The organism is Desulfobacterales bacterium, assembly GCA_034520365.1.
Lineage (GTDB): Bacteria > Desulfobacterota > Desulfobacteria > Desulfobacterales > Desulfosalsimonadaceae > M55B175.
Window position 1 is genome coordinate 504547 of the sequence record JAXHNP010000002.1, and the last position, 17315, is coordinate 521861.

22 protein-coding genes are annotated in these 17315 nt (G+C 49.8%); 14 read left to right on the forward strand and 8 right to left on the reverse strand.

From position 1 onward, the window contains the following. Positions 1-110: 110 nt before the first annotated feature. The 4 genes from U5L07_02490 to U5L07_02505 all read right to left on the reverse strand — a co-directional run bounded on the left by U5L07_02490 (position 111) and on the right by U5L07_02505 (position 3862). Entirely contained in the window at positions 111-1139 is a 1029-nt protein-coding gene (locus tag U5L07_02490) for a GGDEF domain-containing protein (GenBank protein MDZ7830599.1), read from the reverse strand. Between the two features lie 32 nt (positions 1140-1171). Next, entirely contained in the window at positions 1172-2134 is a 963-nt protein-coding gene (locus tag U5L07_02495) for a GDP-L-fucose synthase (protein MDZ7830600.1), read from the reverse strand. 4 nt (positions 2135-2138) lie between these two features. After that, positions 2139-3299, reverse strand: coding sequence for a GDP-mannose 4,6-dehydratase (gmd, locus tag U5L07_02500; GenBank protein ID MDZ7830601.1), 1161 nt, complete (start codon positions 3297-3299; stop codon positions 2139-2141). 188 nt (positions 3300-3487) lie between these two features. Further along, entirely contained in the window at positions 3488-3862 is a 375-nt protein-coding gene (locus U5L07_02505; protein ID MDZ7830602.1) for a hypothetical protein, read from the reverse strand. A gap of 97 nt (positions 3863-3959) precedes the next feature. Here U5L07_02505 and U5L07_02510 point away from each other — a divergent pair, with 97 nt between their 5' ends. Further along, the gene (locus tag U5L07_02510) at positions 3960-5078 is read left to right on the forward strand and encodes a Xaa-Pro peptidase family protein (protein MDZ7830603.1); all 1119 of its coding nucleotides are present in this window, start codon (positions 3960-3962) and stop codon (positions 5076-5078) included. Then, positions 5078-5974 carry a site-specific tyrosine recombinase XerD gene (gene xerD / locus U5L07_02515; protein MDZ7830604.1) on the forward strand — a complete coding sequence of 299 codons (897 nt, stop codon included), beginning with the start codon at positions 5078-5080 and terminating at the stop codon, positions 5972-5974. Before U5L07_02510 ends, xerD begins: the two co-directional genes overlap by 1 nt. Positions 5975-5988: 14 nt before the next feature. On the opposite strand, the gene U5L07_02520 is transcribed toward xerD, so the two are convergent. Beyond that, on the reverse strand, positions 5989-6408 hold the full coding sequence (locus U5L07_02520; GenBank protein MDZ7830605.1) for a PilZ domain-containing protein: 420 nt from the start codon (positions 6406-6408) through the stop codon (positions 5989-5991). Between the two features lie 276 nt (positions 6409-6684). Continuing rightward, positions 6685-7284 carry a 16S rRNA (guanine(527)-N(7))-methyltransferase RsmG gene (gene rsmG, locus U5L07_02525; protein ID MDZ7830606.1) on the reverse strand — a complete coding sequence of 200 codons (600 nt, stop codon included), beginning with the start codon at positions 7282-7284 and terminating at the stop codon, positions 6685-6687. Positions 7285-7667: 383 nt separating this feature from the next. Here rsmG and U5L07_02530 point away from each other — a divergent pair, with 383 nt between their 5' ends. From U5L07_02530 to U5L07_02555, 6 genes are all read left to right on the forward strand, one after another. Beyond that, on the forward strand, positions 7668-7892 hold the full coding sequence (locus U5L07_02530) for a type II toxin-antitoxin system Phd/YefM family antitoxin (GenBank protein MDZ7830607.1): 225 nt from the start codon (positions 7668-7670) through the stop codon (positions 7890-7892). A gap of 13 nt (positions 7893-7905) precedes the next feature. Continuing rightward, entirely contained in the window at positions 7906-8289 is a 384-nt protein-coding gene (locus U5L07_02535) for a type II toxin-antitoxin system VapC family toxin (GenBank protein MDZ7830608.1), read from the forward strand. A gap of 427 nt (positions 8290-8716) precedes the next feature. Continuing rightward, a complete protein-coding gene (locus U5L07_02540; protein MDZ7830609.1) occupies positions 8717-11170 on the forward strand; it encodes an SNF2-related protein in 2454 nt (817 codons plus the stop codon). Beyond that, entirely contained in the window at positions 11160-12221 is a 1062-nt protein-coding gene (locus U5L07_02545; protein MDZ7830610.1) for a hypothetical protein, read from the forward strand. The genes U5L07_02540 and U5L07_02545 overlap by 11 nt, the downstream gene beginning before the upstream one ends. Positions 12222-12328: 107 nt before the next feature. Beyond that, the gene (gene yefM / locus U5L07_02550) at positions 12329-12580 is read left to right on the forward strand and encodes a YoeB-YefM toxin-antitoxin system antitoxin YefM (protein MDZ7830611.1); all 252 of its coding nucleotides are present in this window, start codon (positions 12329-12331) and stop codon (positions 12578-12580) included. Beyond that, positions 12577-12831, forward strand: a complete 255-nt coding sequence (locus tag U5L07_02555) for a Txe/YoeB family addiction module toxin (protein MDZ7830612.1) — start codon at positions 12577-12579, stop codon at positions 12829-12831. The genes yefM and U5L07_02555 overlap by 4 nt, the downstream gene beginning before the upstream one ends. 98 nt (positions 12832-12929) lie before the next feature. Here the strand turns inward: U5L07_02555 and U5L07_02560 are convergent, their stop codons facing one another. Then, complete coding sequence (locus U5L07_02560; protein ID MDZ7830613.1) at positions 12930-13550, reverse strand: nucleotidyl transferase AbiEii/AbiGii toxin family protein; 621 nt, start codon at positions 13548-13550, stop codon at positions 12930-12932. Further along, positions 13495-13848, reverse strand: coding sequence for a hypothetical protein (locus U5L07_02565; GenBank protein MDZ7830614.1), 354 nt, complete (start codon positions 13846-13848; stop codon positions 13495-13497). The genes U5L07_02560 and U5L07_02565 overlap by 56 nt, the downstream gene beginning before the upstream one ends. A gap of 452 nt (positions 13849-14300) precedes the next feature. On the opposite strand from U5L07_02565, the gene U5L07_02570 reads away from it, so the two are divergent. The 6 genes from U5L07_02570 (at position 14301) to U5L07_02595 (ending at position 17198) form a co-directional block, all read left to right on the forward strand. Then, complete coding sequence (locus tag U5L07_02570) at positions 14301-14567, forward strand: plasmid stabilization protein (GenBank protein MDZ7830615.1); 267 nt, start codon at positions 14301-14303, stop codon at positions 14565-14567. After that, positions 14554-14982 (forward strand): type II toxin-antitoxin system VapC family toxin, encoded by a 429-nt coding sequence (locus U5L07_02575; GenBank protein MDZ7830616.1) that lies wholly within the window; start codon positions 14554-14556, stop codon positions 14980-14982. The genes U5L07_02570 and U5L07_02575 overlap by 14 nt, the downstream gene beginning before the upstream one ends. A gap of 225 nt (positions 14983-15207) precedes the next feature. Beyond that, positions 15208-15459: a type II toxin-antitoxin system VapB family antitoxin gene (gene vapB, locus U5L07_02580; protein ID MDZ7830617.1), complete on the forward strand. Its 252-nt coding sequence runs from the start codon at positions 15208-15210 to the stop codon at positions 15457-15459. Next, complete coding sequence (locus U5L07_02585; protein MDZ7830618.1) at positions 15443-15847, forward strand: type II toxin-antitoxin system VapC family toxin; 405 nt, start codon at positions 15443-15445, stop codon at positions 15845-15847. Before vapB ends, U5L07_02585 begins: the two co-directional genes overlap by 17 nt. Positions 15848-15938: 91 nt before the next feature. Beyond that, a complete protein-coding gene (locus U5L07_02590) occupies positions 15939-16637 on the forward strand; it encodes a hypothetical protein (GenBank protein MDZ7830619.1) in 699 nt (232 codons plus the stop codon). Positions 16638-16733: 96 nt separating this feature from the next. After that, positions 16734-17198 carry a nucleotidyl transferase AbiEii/AbiGii toxin family protein gene (locus tag U5L07_02595; GenBank protein MDZ7830620.1) on the forward strand — a complete coding sequence of 155 codons (465 nt, stop codon included), beginning with the start codon at positions 16734-16736 and terminating at the stop codon, positions 17196-17198. Positions 17199-17315 lie beyond the last annotated feature (117 nt).

Here is a 17315-nt window from a genome sequence, read left to right on the forward strand (position 1 = left end):
GGGGGACTTAAAGGAAACGGCCATTTTTAAGGGCATATGCAAAGCCAAAGGCACTGATTTTTTTAACCCTAAACCGTGAACCCTAAACCCTGAACCTTAAACTACTTCCCTCACCTCCCCCGCCGGCCCTTGGCGGCATAAAGGGCGGCGTCCGCCTGACGCATAATATCTTCAAGTTCCGGCGCTTCAGCTTTTCCTTCAAGGGCTTCAATCCCCCAGCTCATTCCCGCGCGGATTGAATGGCTTTCAGCCCACTCGATAAACTCTTTATTCAACCGCTTCATTACAGCATCAGCGTCCTCTTTGAAACTGTTGGTCAAAAGAAATACAAACTCATCACCGCCAATTCGCGCCGTAATATCCGTTTTCCGAAAGTTTTGCTTTATCAGCCATGCAAACTGCTGAAGCACCCGGTCGCCCATGGCATGGCCCAGCTCGTCATTGACCGCCTTAAACCCGTCCAGATCGACAAAAACAAAAACCAGCGGCAGCCGGGTGCGCTGGTAAAGCGAAAGCAGATAGCCGGCAGCGGATAAAAATGCGCGGCGGTTTAAGAGCCCGGTTAACTCATCTTTTCGGGCATGTTCCTCGGCCTGCGCTTTTATTCGTTCGATACCCCGAACCAGAAAATAGGTATAGTGCAGGCAGACCAGCAGAAAAATGCAGAAGAAATAAAACGGATAAGACGGCCAATGCCCGATCAGGTAATAATGCGTGGGAACAGCCACAATGCCGACCAAAAGGGCGTTGCCGGAAACAACGATAAAATTTTTATGCCCGTGCTGAATCCCGTTTCCGATAACGGCAATAACAATCAAAACCAGGGTGGGCGGAATGGCAAACGGGTCAAGGATAACCACGGTGCCGGCACCCAGCAGATCGATCCAGTTGGCCGCGCGCACGCCGATTATGCCTATGCCCCTTTTTTTAAAATACTGCCACCAAAGGATATGGAATGCGAAGAACACGGCGAATAATATGGCTATCACCGTATTATTTAAAGCCAGCGGCGGGCGGGGTAAAAAATAGAAATAAAAAGCGGTGAGCGCGCCAAGCCCCATCCGGATGACAAACTGATACCACGGAATATAAATTACAACCGTGCCATCCAGAAGCTCATGGTTATCATCGGCTGTCATACATGCACCCGGCGCTCCTTTTTTACGGGATATCAGAATACGGAATTTTCAAGGCACCACTGATACGTCTGCTGAATCCCCTCTTTTAAAGATACGGAATAGGACCAGCCCAGCTCATTCAGCCGGGAGACATCAAGGAGTTTCTGAGGCGTGCCATCCGGGCGGGAAGTATCAAACCTCATCTCTCCGGAAAACCCGGTTATATCCCGGATCATCTCGGCAAGCGCCTTGATGGTGGTATCCTTGCCGCAGCCGATATTGACCAGCGGCGTATCATAGGCCTGGATCAGCGAATCAAAGGTTTGTCCGTCCAGGTTAAATATATGGATGCAGGCATCCGCAAAATCCTCCACATGCAGAAATTCCCGCCGGGGACTGCCGGTGCCCCAGACCGTCACGTAAGGCGCATTGTTTTTTCCGGCTTCATGAAACTTTCGCAGGAGCGCGGGCAGCACGTGGCTGGTTTCCAGGTCAAAATTGTCATTCGGCCCGTAAAGGTTGGTGGGCATGACGGCAAAAAACCGGGTGCCGTACTGCCGGTTATAGGACTGGCACATTTTAATGCCGGCAATTTTGGCAATGGCATAGGGTTCGTTGGTGGGCTCCAGCGGCCCGGTCAAAAGATGGGCCTCCTTCATGGGCTGCGGGCAGTCGCGGGGATATATGCAGGATGAACCCAGAAAAATTAATCGCTTAACATGATTTTCCCAGGCCGAGTGGATGACGTTGGTCTGTATGGCCAGGTTGTCGCGAATAAATTCCGCCGGATAGGTATTATTGGCCACAATCCCGCCCACTTTGGCGGCTGCCAGAATGACATATTCGGGCTTTTCTTTTGCAAAAAAGGATTCCACCGCTTCCTGACGGGTGAGATCAAGTTCCGCATGTGAACGGGTGATAATGTTTTTAAAGCCACGTGCGGTAAGCTTTCGGACCAGGGCAGAGCCGGCCAGACCGTTATGGCCGGCTACATATATTTTCGCGTTTTTATCCATAATTCTACATCAATGCCTCAAGGCTTGAGGGTATCGGAAACCCGTTGCGCTGGCACACCGACTCTCTGGCCGCTTCCATTAGGTCATGTTCGACCATCTCGGCAATCATCGCGTCAAAAGAAATTTCAGGTTCCCAGCCAAGTTTTTTTCTTGCCTTGGATGGATCGCCCAGAAGCGTTTCCACCTCGGTTGGCCGGAAATAGCGGTGATCCACTGAAACCACCGTCTGTCCCGGGGTTAACTTGTCCAATCCATGCTTGATGGGAAGGGCGGTGACAGGGGCAGACGGGGAAATATCATCGATAATACCCTTCTCACTCGTCCCCTCGCCTTCCCAGCGCAGAAAGACACCGATATTGCGGAACGATTTTTCGCAGCATTCGCGCACCGAATGCTGCTTTCCGGTGGCAATCACAAAATCCTCCGGCTCATCCTGCTGTAGAATCAGCCACTGGGCGCGGACAAAATCCTTTGCATGCCCCCAGTCCCGGCGGGCGTTTAAATTGCCCAGGTAGAGGTGGGATTCCAGGCCCAGGGCGATTCGGGCCGCCGCCCGGGTTATTTTCCGGGTGACAAATGTCTCCCCGCGGATCGGCGATTCATGGTTGAACAAAATCCCGTTGCAGGCGAACATATCATAGGCCTCCCGGTAGTTAACCGTGCACCAGAAGGAATAGAGCTTGGCGCAGCCATACGGGGACCGGGGATAAAACGGCGTCTCCTCGGTCTGCGGCGTCTCCCGCACCTTGCCGTAAAGCTCTGAAGTGGATGCCTGATAAAAGCGGATCTTTTTCTCAAGCCCCAGTATGCGGATCGCCTCCAGCAGGCGCAGGGTGCCGAGTCCGTCCGCATTGCCGGTGTATTCCGGGGATTGAAATGAAACCTGGACATGGCTCTGAGCGGCCAGGTTATAAATTTCATCCGGCTGCACATCCTGGACAATCCGGATCAGATTGGAGGCATCTGTTAAATCGCCGTAATGGAGTATAAATTTAAGATCCTGCTCATGCGGGTCCTGATACAGATGATCCACCCGCTGGGTATTAAACAGGGAGGCCCGGCGCTTGATGCCATGGACCTCAGAGTAGCCTTTGTCCAATAAAAATTCAGCCAGGTAAGCCCCGTCCTGACCGGTAATGCCGGTAATTAAGGCCTTTTTCGCCAATCGTCTATCCCCTTCTTTATGATTAAATTTATTAAAGTCAGGCAAGGCATGCGATCTTAATTCAATCATTCATTCGGTCATTCCGAGGAGCACAAGCGACGAGGAATCTTAAGATTTCTCGCTGGCGCTCGAAATGACAGCCCGGTTACTTCCCGGCATTAGTCAATTGAAAGGCATGCCCCGGCTGTTCATGACTTATTGATTTCCGACAGCATCTCCGCAATTTCAGACGCTTTGCGGGCGTTTTCAGGCGGCTGCGAACCCGGCTCAGGCGGTTCAGCAGTATCTTCATCGCCTGTTTGCGGGGATTGGACAGCCACGGCCTCGCCGTTTCGATCCAGCAGCACCGAAAAATTGACTTTAAGATCAAAATCAAGCTTGTAGGCGATATCCCCGCGGTGCACCACAATATTGCCGGACTGGTGTTCCAGATCGCCGCCGGCATCTATCTCATAATGCTCGCGGATTGCCTGCCGGACCGGGGTCCAGTCCAGATGTTTGCCAATAAATCGAATCAGCTTGCGTTCACCGGATCGAATGATATCCTTGTTGCTGTATTTCAATGCTTGAATCCTTTATGCCGGGTTGATAAAGTAAAATATTTTATAACTTTCCGGTATCATGTTTTTTTTTATATGTAAAGCACTGACAGGAGCATAAATGGGCACCATCGAAAACCGCGTGGCTGATCTGCGGAAAAAAATGCAGGATGAAAATACCGATACGTTTCTCGTATTAATTGAAGAGAACCGGCGCTATTTAAGCGGATTCACCGGAGAAGACGCCCAGTTTGACGAATCCGCCGGCGCCCTCCTGATCACCCCGGATGCGCGGCTGCTGGCCACGGATTCCCGGTTTGAAACCCAGGCCAAACAGGAATGCCCGGGCTATGAGGTGGTGGTCTATCAAAAAGGCCTGGCCAAGGAACTGCCGAACCTGCTCGAATCCCTAAAAACCGGACGCCTGGGTTTTGAGAGCCGCCGGATGTCCTATGAAGTTTATACAAAGATCAAAAAAGAACTCGATGAATACGGTCTTGCCGTAGAACTGGTCCCGTTTGCCGAAATGGTGGAATCGCTCCGTCTGATAAAGGATGAAGCAGAAATCGGCGCCATTCAGCAATCCGTGCTGCTTGCGGAATCTGCTTTCAAAGAGTTTATTCAAACGATTAAATCCGGTCTATTTGAAATTGATGCCGCCTGGGCGCTTGAAAAAAAGATGCGCGAAGCCGGCGCCCAGGACATATCTTTCCCGGTGATTGCCGCCTCCGGACCGAACTCCGCCCTGCCCCACGCCATTCCTATGAAGCGGCCCTTTCATAAAAAAGAGCCGCTTCTTTTTGACTGGGGCGCCAAATTAAATGGCTACTGCAGCGACATGAGCCGCACGGTTTTTCTGGGCAAGCCGGATAAAGAGTTTAAGGAAATATTTACCATTGTCTATGACGCCCAGCAGAAGGCCATTGAGGCCATAAAACCCGGCATGACTACCCGGGAAATCGATGCCATCGCCAGAAATCACATCAAAGAAAAGGGGTATAAAGATTATTTCGGCCACGGCCTGGGGCACGGCGTGGGCCTTGCCGTGCATGAAGGCCCTTCGCTCAGCCCGTTTGCGAAACGGGAAAAAACGCTTTCCGAAAACATGGTGTTTACCGTGGAGCCGGGCATCTATCTGCCGGACAGGGGCGGGGTTCGGCTGGAAAACATGGTGGTGGTCAAACCGGACGGCGCAGAAGTCTTTAATGAGCTTGAAATCCGAATGGATATGATTTCCTGATGGCCGCACTCAATCTGCTGGTTGATCAATACCTTAATTACCTGGTTGTGGAAAAAGGGCTGTCGACCGGCACCATTGATGCCTATGCCCGGGATCTTTCACGCTATGCGCGGTTTTTGCGGGCAAACAAAATTTCAAATATCTCGGAAACCGATACGACAGTTATCCTGAAATACCTTTTAAATCTAAGGGACAAGGGCCTGGGCATTCGCTCCCGGGCCCGCCATCTGGTCACATTAAGGGGGTTTTACCGGTTTGCCGTGCAGGAAAAGGTGATTAAAAAAGATCCGGCCCGGCTGGTGGAACTGCCCAAATTCGGCGTTCGCCTGCCGGATGTATTGTCGTTTGAAGAGATTAAAAAGCTGCTTGACGTCCCGGATACCAAAACCGCCAAGGGGATGCGGGATGCGGCCATGCTGGAACTTTTATATGCGGCAGGCCTTCGGGTAAGTGAGCTGATCAAGGTCAAAATGACCGAAATCAATCTGGAGGCGGGATTTGTCCGCGTTTTTGGGAAAGGCGCAAAAGAAAGAATCGTGCCAATCGGCGGGTATGCCAGGGAAAAAATCCAGACCTACATCGATCTCGGCCGGCCGGCGCTGGTGAAAGAACACTTAAGCCCCTATCTTTTTGTGGCCCGGGCCGGCAGGCCCATGACCCGCCAGGGTTTCTGGAAACTTTTAAAGCGCTACGGGGCTCAGGGGGGCATCCAAAAGGATATCACCCCGCATTCTCTTCGCCATTCGTTTGCCAGCCATTTGCTTGAAGGCGGTGCGGATCTGCGGGCTGTTCAGATGATGCTCGGCCACGTGGATATTTCAACCACGCAGATCTATACACATGTCGCCCGCGATCACTTAAAAAAAATGCACGCAAAATATCACCCCAGGGGATAGAAGTAGGGATAAGTTTACCCATTTAAAAAAGTGGTCAACAGTTGATGAAAATTGACCCCGATGCCGCCTTCTTCAACCCGAACCACATCGCCTGTGATTTTTAACGGGTTTTTGGAATCCGGATGTTCAAAGGTCAGAATGACTGGATCACCGCTTTGAATGGTTTTTGTATCCTCATGGGCGGTTTCTATGAAAATCCCGGCCGGACTGATGTTTTTAATATACCCGTCATATAAACGTTCATTAATAACATATTGAACATCCATGAAATAATCTTTGCGGGGGTATTGCCGCTTTTTCGCGTCCTGGCGGGATTCAAGGTCTTCCAGTAACTCTCGGCGTTCCTCAGGCGGCATTTTTAAAATCAGGCGGAACAGCCGGGCCGTGATGGCAGAAATATTTGTTTTTTGCATGGATGGCGGTTCACTGATCATGGAAAGCTCGCATCGGGTAAGTTCATTAATTTATAATCAGAATATCGGTAAGTTTGAAACTTGTCAATGAAATAACCTGTATAACCACGGTAAATTTGTTCTATCTATTTTTCAGGCGGGCACGGTGGCCCGCCCTTCTATGAGGCATGATGTCAAGCCTCAAGTAGGGTCGGCCACCGTGCCGACCTCACATGCGAGAAACCCTATGGTTATGGGGTTTCTCGCCAGAACAAATTCACCGTGCCTGTATAACCTGTATTGCGAAGTCGTCAAATATCAAAACCGAACAAAAATAATCGATCGATTAATTTTCGAAACCGGCAGGCGATAGGTTTCAATATCAATTTTTAATTTATCGGCCGGATATTTTTCTTTGCTGATACTCACAGAAGCATCCGCCAACAGCGCATCAATCTCCGCCTGATAGTTGCTGCCCTTCATGGCAACAAGAACCCCATCTTTTTTAAGCAGCGGAAAAGCCAGTTGGATTAAATGCGCCAAATCGGCTACCGCCCTTGTAATAACCGCGTCAAACCGCCCCCCTTCCCCGGCCAGTTCCTCGGCCCGAATCTGCCGGGCAGAAATGTCCTCAAGCCCCAGCTGCCGGATCACATATTTTAAAAAATTGACTTTCTTGCGCCTGGCATCAATCAGGGTCAAATTCAATTCCTGAAAAACAATTTTTAAGGGAATTCCCGGAAAACCGGCCCCTGTGCCCAGATCAAGTATTTGTTTTTTATCGAACAGATATTTTCCGGGGATAATGGAATCCAGTATCAAGCTTTCAGCAATTTCTTCCGGATCGGTAATGGCGGTAAGGTTTGTGGTTTGATTGGCATTTAGAAGCTCTTTGACAAAACCATCAAGTAAACGCAATGTTTTCTCATCCACCTCAATATTAAAACCCCATGCCGCAGAACGTAACCAATTGCCCCATTCCTTTGTCATGCCGATATCCCGGGAAGCACCCATTCGAAGTTTATTAACTTTGTCAACAGCTGAGATTAATGGCCACGGTAAATTTGTTCTGTCTTTTTTAAGGCGGGCACGGTGGCCCGCCCTACGCGACAATGCCGACATTTTGTAGGGTCGGCCACCGTGCCGACCTTACATGCGAACAACCCCATGGTTATGGGGTTGTTCGCCAGAACAAATTAGCCGTGATTAATGGCCTCGACCCTTGACTTTATATAAGTTTTGAACTAAGTTTAGTTTAAAAATGACCGGCTAATACCTATTTAGAAAACAAGGATAGTGCCATGGAAAAAATCAATATCCACACCGCCAAAACTCAGCTTTCCCGGTTGATTGCTGAGAAGCGGGAAGTAATTATTGCCCGCTATGGACAGCCTGTAGCCAAGCTGGTCCCCATAAAACAGGCGAAACAGGATCGCAAACCGGGCAGTGCCAAAGGCAAAATCCGGATGCGGGACAATTTTTTTGATCCGTTGCCGGATGATATGCTGGATGAATTTTACACGTAAGGCAGACTGATTCTTGTATTTACTCGATACCCATGTGCTCATATGGTGGCTGACTGCTGACAAACGCCTTTCTCCAAAAGCTGCCGACGTCGTCCGAAGCCGCAAAAACCTTCTTTATTGGAGCACGGCAAGCTCCTGGGAAATGTCGATTAAATATGCGATTGGAAGGCTCGAACTTGATGAACCATTAGAATTTTTAATACCAACCGAGCTTGCAAAAAATCAAATAGAAATAATGCCCATAGAAAACGAACAGGCAATTTTGGCGGGTCAGCTGCCCTTATATCACAAGGACCCTTTTGACCGGATGCTGATTGCCCAGGCACAGCTTGAGTCCATGGGAATCATCACCGATGATTCAAAGTTTAAATTATATGATGTAGATATTTATTGGTAAGCCGCAGTTATGCCAGGTCCCGGGAAGATAGCATCCTAAGCCCGGGCGGTCGGCGCGGGGGGCCGAGCCTTCTACAAACTGCCGGCATGTCCTTCGTAGAGCAGGCCACCGGGCCTGCCTGAAATCCTTGACACAAAACTCTGGTTTGCATAGGTTAAGATAAAAAAATAAGCGATAGATCTTTCTGCCGGATAGAATCCCGGCCTACAGATGTCAGAGACCAGTCAATTTCGTTAACTTTAGCCTTCGGCCGCTGTCATTTCGAGGAACGATAGTGACGAGAAATCTCTAAAAATCATGCAATTATAAGATTTCTCGCTGACGCTCGAAATGACAACCGAGCCAATTTTCAATCTTAAGTTAATGTCATTGAGACACCAGTCTTTCGCGACTGACAACTGCAAACCAAAACATTCTTAAGATATCCATGGCCAAACCCGCTTCACAGAAAAACCGCAATAAAAAAAGAAAACAGAAACAAAAAACCTACCGCCAGCAGTCATCCCACCAGGCAAAAAAAGAAAAAGGGGAATTCTATTTTGAAGGCGCCCTTTATTACATCGATCTGGGCAATTACGAAAAGGCCGAAAGCTTTTTGAAAAAGGCTATCAAGCGTGATCCTGACAACCAGAGCGCGCTTGTGGAACTGGTCCGGCTGGGGCAAACCCTCCAGAAAGAAAATCTGATCAGAGAGGGTTTTCTGCAGCTTTATGAGAGAAATCTGCTTGAAAACATCCCCGCCTACAATGAAGGGCTCTTGTGGCTGTGTCACCACTTGACGTTTTTTGAGGAACTTTCAAAGGCAAAGGAAATCCTCGAATACCTTCATGCCAGACAGGCCACTCTGAAAGTCGACCAACGCAAAAGATTCATGAAAGAGTTGAAGGACACGCTTGCCTTTTGCAACGCAAGGCTTGAATTTGAAAGGAAACAGGAGCCGTCCCGGCAGCAATCACCACCAGCGCCTCACAAACAGCAGACCAAGGCAGCCGCTTCCGCCAACACTTTTGCAAAGGGCAAAAGCAGCCGCCCCAAGGAAAAAACAGCCGCACCAGACAAAGCAACAAATCCTTCCGAAGCAGCGGCAGGCATACCGGAAAAACCCAATGCGCCGGCAAACACCGCCACTGCAGCCAAAAAACAAGAGCCGCCTGAAGTCCCCATCACTCTGGAAATCGGGGAAGACGGCATTTCCCAATCATTCGCCAAAGCCACCCCGGCCTCCAGACAGCACTATGATCTGGTCATGGAAGCCATACAGCTCCGGTTCAAGGAAACCTTTGATCACCTGCTGTGCCTCAATACCATAGAAGGGATTGACTCCCTAACCTATCAGGAAGAAACCGCGCGCAAGGTTTTGAAAACATTCCGGGGCCGGGCGCTTCTGGCCGACGAAGTCGGCATGGGCAAGACCATAGAGGCCTGCATGGTATTAAAGGAATATATCATGCGCAAAATGATCCGAAACGCCCTGATCCTCACCCCTACCCCGCTTGTCAGCCAGTGGCAGGAAGAACTCCGTTCCAAGTTCGGCCTGGACTTTGTCTCCACAGACGATCCGGATTTCCGAAGTGCAGGCGATGCCTTCCGGCAGCAGCCGTATATTGTGGCCTCAATCAATATCGCCAAATCCAAAAAAAATTTCGCCACGGTTGCCGAACGCGACTGGGACATGGTCATCGCAGACGAGGCCCATCATTTTAAAAACAAAACCACCCTGAACTGGAAACTCCTAAATTCCCTGAAAAAACGCTTCCTGCTCATGCTAACGGCCACCCCGGTGGAAAACAACCTCATGGAGCTCTACAACCTGATCACGCTGCTCAAGCCCGGCCAGCTCAAAACCGAATCCGAGTTCAAATCGGAGTTCATGACCAAAGGCGATGCCACGGACCCGAGAAACCGGACCCGCTTGAAAGGCCTTCTCGACCAGGTCATGATCCGCAACACCCGGGCCGTGGCCAATATCCAGATCCCGCCCCGGTTTGCCGAAACCGCCCGCACGGAACCGGCGGCTGCGGAAACCGAGCTCTACGCGCGCATCACGGAACTGGTCCGGGATATCAATGCCGCCAACGGCAGCCGGCGGCGCATGACATTGCAGCACCTGCTGGCCGAAGCCGGCTCATCGCCGGCGGCCGTGGAAAAAACATTGTCCGACCTGGCCGGCAAAAAAGAGCTTTCAGAATGGCAGACCGATGAAATCCCTGCCATCCGCAACCTGACCCGGTCCATGGGCGATACGGGCAAAAACAAAATGGTGCTGCAACTGATCGAATCAGCGGATGAAAAAATCATCGTCTTTGTTAAATACCGCGCCACCCTGGACCATCTGTCGGATGTCTTTTCCTGGCACAATATCGGCCACAGCCTGTTTCACGGCCAGATGCCCAACGCCCGGAAAGACCGGGAAATCGAAAAATTCAGAAACGAAAACAAGGTGCTGCTCACCACGGAACTCGGCGGCGAAGGCCGAAATCTCCAATTCTGCCGCCGGATGATCAATTACGACCTGCCGTGGAACCCCATGCGCATTGAACAGCGCATCGGCCGCATCCACCGCATCGGCCAGACCCGGGAGGTGCTGATCTACAACCTTTGCGCCGCCGGCACCCTGGAAGATTACATCCTGGATATCCTGGACCGCAAGATCAACATGTTTGAAATGGTGGTCGGCGAAATCGACATGATCATGGGCCGCATGCGCGGCGACCAGGATTTCACGGATATGGTCTATGACATCTGGATCAGCGAGGCCTCCGAAGAAGACAGAAAAGCCGCGTTCGACAAACTCGGCTCCCGCATCAAGCGATACAAAACCGGGTATGAAAAGACAAAATCCCTGGATGAAAAACTCTTTGGGGAAAACTATGAAGCCTGATACTAAACCTGGCACCGAAACCGAACCCCTGGATTTTGCCCGGCGGTTTTTGCAGCTGCACGGTGCGGCCGTGGAAAAAAACGATGCCGCCATAGAGGCGCTGATTCCGGAAAACTTGCAGACCCTGCTCGATGCGCCCGAGCTCATTCGGCTTTCCGAAGACACGGAAAACGCCGAAGAAGGCAGCGGAGACTATACCGTCACGTACGGCGCGCCTGTTTTAGAGCGGATGATCGGCAAGGCCTTCGAAACCATTCCCCTCACCGGCTGCCGCCTGGAATTTGACTATATCAAAAACGGCGGATTTTCCCGCCTGATAGAAGAACAGTTGACATTTTACGGTGCAGCCGCCGCCATCGAAACCATTGCCGACGTCACCGAAGAATACCTGCTTGCCGCCTGCCGGTACACGGCCCAGAGCGACGAACAGAAAGAAGGCTTGCTGCACCTGGCATTCAAAACAAATACCGGCGCCCTTGTGCGGGATATGGCCGAAGCGTTTTTTGCCGCCGGATGCCGCACGGTTTTTACCTCTCCGGATGCAGGGGCGGTGCAAAAAGTGGCCGCCCTGGCCGGACACGTGGAACAAACCGCCCGGCAGTTACTCCAAGACCGGCTCGCCCCCTTCCGCCAAAGCATGAACCGGCGGTTTCAGCGCGATATTGAAAACCTTGAGGAATATTTTCGCAGCCTCGAACAAGAGATGCAAAAAAACCTGGAAAAACCCGGGCTTTCCGAGGCCGCCCAAAAGGACCGGCAGGCCAAAATCGAGGCCATCCCCGCCGAACTGGAAAGCAAAAAACAGGATCTTTTTAAAAAATACAGCATCAAAGTGCGCCTGCAGCCCGCCGCGCTCATGCAGATCCGCACACCGGCCAAAAAAATCGCCTGCCGCCTTTCCATCGGCAAACAGCGCCGCCAATTTTTCCTGACCTACAACCCGGTCACCCGCAATCTCGACTTTCCGCCCTGCAGCCGCTGCCACAAACCCCTTTCCCATATCCACTTTGACAGCCAACTGGAGCCGGTGTGTATGGCATGCAGGCAATAAATCGTAAGGCTGGTGTTTAAGGTCCCCATACAAATAAAGCGCTTGACTGCCTGTCAACAGAGCTGTACATTTAATTGTACGTAAAAACAACCAAAAGGAAACCGGCCATGAAAGCCATTTCTTATTCAAATGCCCGACAGTCCCTGGCCAAAACAATGGCGCAGGTCTGTGAAGATCATTCCCCGGTTATCATCACCCGTAAAAACAATAGCTCGGTGGTGATGATGTCGCTCGAAGATTACGAGGCTCTGCAGGAAACGGCGTATCTTTTACGCTCGCCGGAGAATGCAAGACGGCTTTTTGAAGCTATTGCTGAACTCGAACGGGGGCATGGCACAGAAAGAGATCTTATTGAGTGAAGCTGATCTTTTCTGAAAATGCCTGGCAAGATTACCTGTATTGGCAAAAAAACGACAAACAAACCCTTAAAAGGATCAATAAGCTGATCAAAGCCACCCAAAGTGACCCATTTTCAGGCATCGGAAAGCCGGAACCATTAAAACACGCCATGGCCGGTTACTGGTCACGCCGCATTAACGAGGAGCACCGCTACGTCTACAAACCCTTAAAAGATGCACTTCTCATCGTTCAACTGCGCTATCATTACTGACATACCCCTTCGGCTCGGCACTACAACAAGATCATTAATGAAATAAGTCAACTGCCTGCGGAAGCACAAAATGAGTTTAATGGGTGCCCCTATCCTGGCTATTCTTTTAACCTGTAAATAAAATGGTCACTGATCTGCTGCTTGGATATACTGTGTGCCGGCTTCAGGTGGGATATATCATCATCGGCGATATCGTCCACATATATTAAGGCCATGGAAAAAAGTTTATAATTCAATCCTTCCAGAAACATCCGGGCATTTTGGTAAAGTTCGCTCAGACTCAGTTTTAATGACAAAACATAAAGATCATAATAATCCCTGTAGGTTGCTCGTAAAAAAAGCGTATGCACTTTCATGCCCGCAAGCTGCTCCAATGACGCAATATTTAGTCCGGACAGGTTTTCCGGTGTGATAAAATCCCACTTTGCGTTGAAAAATGTGATTTTAACGCCCTCAAAAATCAAGTCCAGCTGATTGCGGTCATCATTTATAATCTCATGGTTCTTGCCCCGGCAAAATTCAAGAATATCCCTTTTATCAAAATGATCCGCATATGTGAAAAAATCCAAATCCTCACTGAAGCGATGACACAGCCGGACGGAGAGAGCAGAGCCGCCTGCCAGCACGTAATCCGATAAAAAATCAGTCTCTGTTGAAAGCTTTTTAAGGACCTGCCGCGTCCCGGGAAGCAAGCATTCTAAGTTTATTTCCCCTGTCATCCGCTTTTCTTTCCTGCTTAAGCCGCTCAAGATCAATATCAAAAAAAATTTTGGCCAGGTAGAAATTCAATTTTTTAAACCGGTCATCAAATACCAGGCGCTTGATCCAGACCTCTTTTAAGTAAATGTTATCATAACAGCCAAAAAGCACTTTTATGTCCGCCACATCCCCGTACTTGAGCACGGTTTCCACAAGAATCTCCGAATCGATATCGTCCGGAGAAATGTCTCTGGAATAACTCCAGAAAAAATTCTTTGCTTTCATTTTTTCGAAAAGGTCGATAATTCTTAAATCCATTGGATGCCATCCCACCGGTCAACATAACTGATCAGAAACATTTTCAATATTATTATAATAACACAGAAATCCATGATTATCCAGCCCTTACAACCGCCCTCCGCGGTAAATTTGTTATGTCTTTTTTTAGGCAGGCACGGTGGCCTGCCCTTCTACGGCGACATGCGTCGTAGAGTCGGCCACCGTGCCGACTCTATGTCCGTTAACAGGACCGCGGATGGAGGAACAATTGTAGGGCGGATAAGCGACAGCGCATCCGCCACTTGGTATTAATCAGAAACATGTTCAATATTATCATAATAACACAGAAATCCAAGCTTATCGAGCCCTTGCAACAGCCCTTGCAACCGCCCTTACAACCGCCCTCGGATTTTTTCATTGACCCGTGTGATTGCAATGCATATTATGCAAGCATATCTTATGTGCATATTTTTAATCAGGAGGACTAGGTTATGGCAAGTATAACCCTGCGCAATATCGATGAGTCCTTAAAGGTCAGCCTGCGCATCAGCGCTGCTGAAAACGGCAGATCCATGGAAGAAGAAGCCAGGCAGATTCTTAAACATTTTCTTCTCCGAAAAAAAAGTGATACCGGCATCGGCACGCTCATATCCAATCGATTTTCAATTGCCGGAGGCGTGGAGCTGCCGGAAATGCCGCGTCATACCCCCCGAAACCTGCCGGGCAGCAACCGCGATGACGTAAATGATACTGCTTGATACCAATGTCGTGTCAGAAGCCATGAGACCCGCGCCCGAGCCGCGTGTCATTGCCTGGCTCGATTCCCTGCCCGCCTCGGATGTATGGATAAGCGCGATAACAGTGGCTGAAATCCAGCTGGGACTTGCTCTTTTGCCCAACGGAAAACGAAGGCGACAGCTGTTTGAAATCGCGGAGCAGATGTTTCAGGAAGATTTTTCCGGCAGGTGCCTGCCGTTTGATTGTGAAGCTGCCAAAGACTATGCCCTGATCGTGGCCGAACGAAACCGCCTGGGCAGCCCGATAAGCGTGGAGGATGCGCAGATCGCCGCAATTGCCCGGACCGGCGGCTTGACACTTGCCACGCGCAACATCAAGGACTTTGCCGGCATCCCGGGGCTGGAGACTGTTAATCCCTGGTCCTTTTCAAAATGATCTGCTGTTTTGTACTGCGGCACCCCGTGGCAATGTTACAAACAAAAAAACCGGCACAAAAACCAAAAGCGAAAGAGATAAAAATAATTAATATCATAAATGTCCCCGGAATTCCCGCCTTGACATTTATACCAAATGATATATATTAATATAAACCTTGAAAACACTTAAATGCTGCCCGAACAAAAATATTAACCGCCACTAACAATTCCGGCAGGAGGCAATATGGATACCGCCAAAATTTTTGTAAATGGCCGGAGTCAGGCTGTCCGGCTGCCTAAAGCCTACAGGTTTGAAGGTACTGAGGTTTATATAAAAAAAGTGCCTGAAGGGGTTCTCCTAATTCCCCAAACAAAAGGCTCCATATGGGACAGATGGGAAAAAAACCTAATGAAATATGAAGAACCTTTCATGACCTGTCGCAATCAGCCGGAACAGGAACAAAGCCGGGAACAACTGGATGAATTATTTGATTGATACCAATATCTGTATTTACATAATGAATCAGCGTCCGCGCGAAATTATCGATAAATGCAAACAGTTTCACCCTGGTGATATTGCAGTTTCCGCGATTACGGCCTCCGAACTTCAGTATGGAGTGGCAAAAAGCAGCAGCCCCGCCAAAAATCAAGCCCGTTTGGATGAATTTTTGCTGCCGTTTGAAATCCTGCCTTATAATGGAGATGTTGCAAAAGCATACGGCACCATCCGTGCCTGCCCGGAAAAACAGGGAAAACCCATCGGTCCGCTTGATTTTCTTATCGCCGCCCACGCCCTCTCCCGGGACCTAACCCTTGTTACCAACAATGAAAAGGAATTTGCCAGAACTCAAAATCTAAGGGTAGAAAACTGGTTACGTCCGTAACTCTTCGTAAAACATCCCGCACTCACCGCACATAAAACCCTCATCCAGCCGTCCCCCGCACTCGCACACCCACCCGATCCGCCGGCATGGATTGCCCGCCACCAGTCAATATTTTCCCTTGCATATTTTCTCCAGCAAGTATACATTAAGTGTATTTGTTGGAGGAAATATGCAAAAACACCTGGTTGACATTCCAGATTCCCTGTGGCTTCAGAGCTATTTTTCAGAGTATGCCAATCCCAGGGCAAGGATAGCCCGCCTTGTTCGCCAGGGCGGACTTTACCGTCTTAAAAGGGGCTTATATATTCGCGCACAAAGCGCACGCGATGTTTTTGTTAAGGGCAAGGCGGCCAACCGCATTTACGGCCCTTCTTATGTATCTTTTGCTTATGCCCTCAGATGGTACGGTCTGATACCGGAGCACGCAACCCACCTCACTTCTGCCACCTTTAACAAGGGCCGCAAAAAAAGATATGATACGCCTGTGGGATCATTTTTTTACCAGGATGTTCCGGCCGCTGCATACCCTATCGGAATACGGCTTATGGGAGAACCACACAATCGTTTCCTCATGGCCGGCCCGGAAAAAGCGCTTTGCGATGAATTGTATCGAATATCGGCAATACGCTCCATACAGGGGATAAAGGACGTTCTTTTCGAAGATCTGCGCCTGGACCCGGATGAGTTCGCCAGGTTGGACAAAAATGTATTAAGCAATTTTTCCGCATGCTACCATGCGGTGACCTTATACACCTTTGCAAAATTTCTGGAAAGGAACCGTGATGCGTGAAGTCTGCGTCCAGTTGTTTGAAGTTCCAAACCCCGGATTCACGCCATCAGGGCGGGAGCACCTGAAGCCCTTGCTCAAAAAATTCATAAAAACGCTATTTGCAAGGTTAAGCTAGAAATTGATATTGATCCTCCGCCCGATGCAGAGTTTGAGGTCAGATATATTGACGACCCTGTGCCCTTTTCCCTGCGGGCATATTCCGGCCCTGCCCTGCTGGCCGGAAAGATAGACGCGATTTTGCACCGCGGATGGCAAAGCCGGGTCAAAGGCAGGGACTGGTATGACTTTGCCTTTCTCGTGCGCAGAAAAGTTCCGCTCCTGCTTCCCCACCTTGAGGCCAGGCTTCGGCAGCGCGGGGTTTATACTGATTCAGCCTCGCTTTCTTCTGAAGAATGTGCGGGCATGATCTTACGCCGCATTGAATCTGTAGATTTTGAAGCCGCCAGAGCCGATGTTGCCGCCTTTATACCCGATCCCCGGGATCTGGATGTCTGGTCCAGGGATTATTTCCACCATGTACTGAGCAAACTGGAGTTTCAGCATGGAGCAAACAAAAAATAAAGATCAATATTCATAAAGCCAAAACCCAGCTCTCCCGCCTGATTGCAGAGGGAAAAGAAGTCGTTATTGCGCGCTATGGCCGACCCGTTGCAAAACTGATTCCCATAAACCACATGG

Excerpts from the sequence above, each read along its gene's own strand:
- U5L07_02510 (MDZ7830603.1), top strand. The coding sequence starts at position 3,960 with ATGGGCACCATCGAAAACCGCGTGGCTGATCTGCGGAAAAAAATGCAG.
- U5L07_02545 (MDZ7830610.1), top strand. The coding sequence starts at position 11,160 with ATGAAGCCTGATACTAAACCTGGCACCGAAACCGAACCCCTGGATTTT.
- U5L07_02570 (MDZ7830615.1), top strand. The coding sequence starts at position 14,301 with ATGGCAAGTATAACCCTGCGCAATATCGATGAGTCCTTAAAGGTCAGC.
- vapB (MDZ7830617.1), top strand. The coding sequence starts at position 15,208 with ATGGATACCGCCAAAATTTTTGTAAATGGCCGGAGTCAGGCTGTCCGG.
- U5L07_02530 (MDZ7830607.1), top strand. The coding sequence starts at position 7,668 with ATGGAAAAAATCAATATCCACACCGCCAAAACTCAGCTTTCCCGGTTG.
- U5L07_02540 (MDZ7830609.1), top strand. The coding sequence starts at position 8,717 with ATGGCCAAACCCGCTTCACAGAAAAACCGCAATAAAAAAAGAAAACAG.
- U5L07_02575 (MDZ7830616.1), top strand. The coding sequence starts at position 14,554 with ATGATACTGCTTGATACCAATGTCGTGTCAGAAGCCATGAGACCCGCG.
- xerD (MDZ7830604.1), top strand. The coding sequence starts at position 5,078 with ATGGCCGCACTCAATCTGCTGGTTGATCAATACCTTAATTACCTGGTT.
- U5L07_02490 (MDZ7830599.1), bottom strand. The coding sequence starts at position 1,139 with ATGACAGCCGATGATAACCATGAGCTTCTGGATGGCACGGTTGTAATT.
- U5L07_02495 (MDZ7830600.1), bottom strand. The coding sequence starts at position 2,134 with ATGGATAAAAACGCGAAAATATATGTAGCCGGCCATAACGGTCTGGCC.
- U5L07_02520 (MDZ7830605.1), bottom strand. The coding sequence starts at position 6,408 with ATGATCAGTGAACCGCCATCCATGCAAAAAACAAATATTTCTGCCATC.
- yefM (MDZ7830611.1), top strand. The coding sequence starts at position 12,329 with ATGAAAGCCATTTCTTATTCAAATGCCCGACAGTCCCTGGCCAAAACA.
- U5L07_02565 (MDZ7830614.1), bottom strand. The coding sequence starts at position 13,848 with ATGGATTTAAGAATTATCGACCTTTTCGAAAAAATGAAAGCAAAGAAT.
- U5L07_02585 (MDZ7830618.1), top strand. The coding sequence starts at position 15,443 with ATGAATTATTTGATTGATACCAATATCTGTATTTACATAATGAATCAG.
- U5L07_02560 (MDZ7830613.1), bottom strand. The coding sequence starts at position 13,550 with ATGACAGGGGAAATAAACTTAGAATGCTTGCTTCCCGGGACGCGGCAG.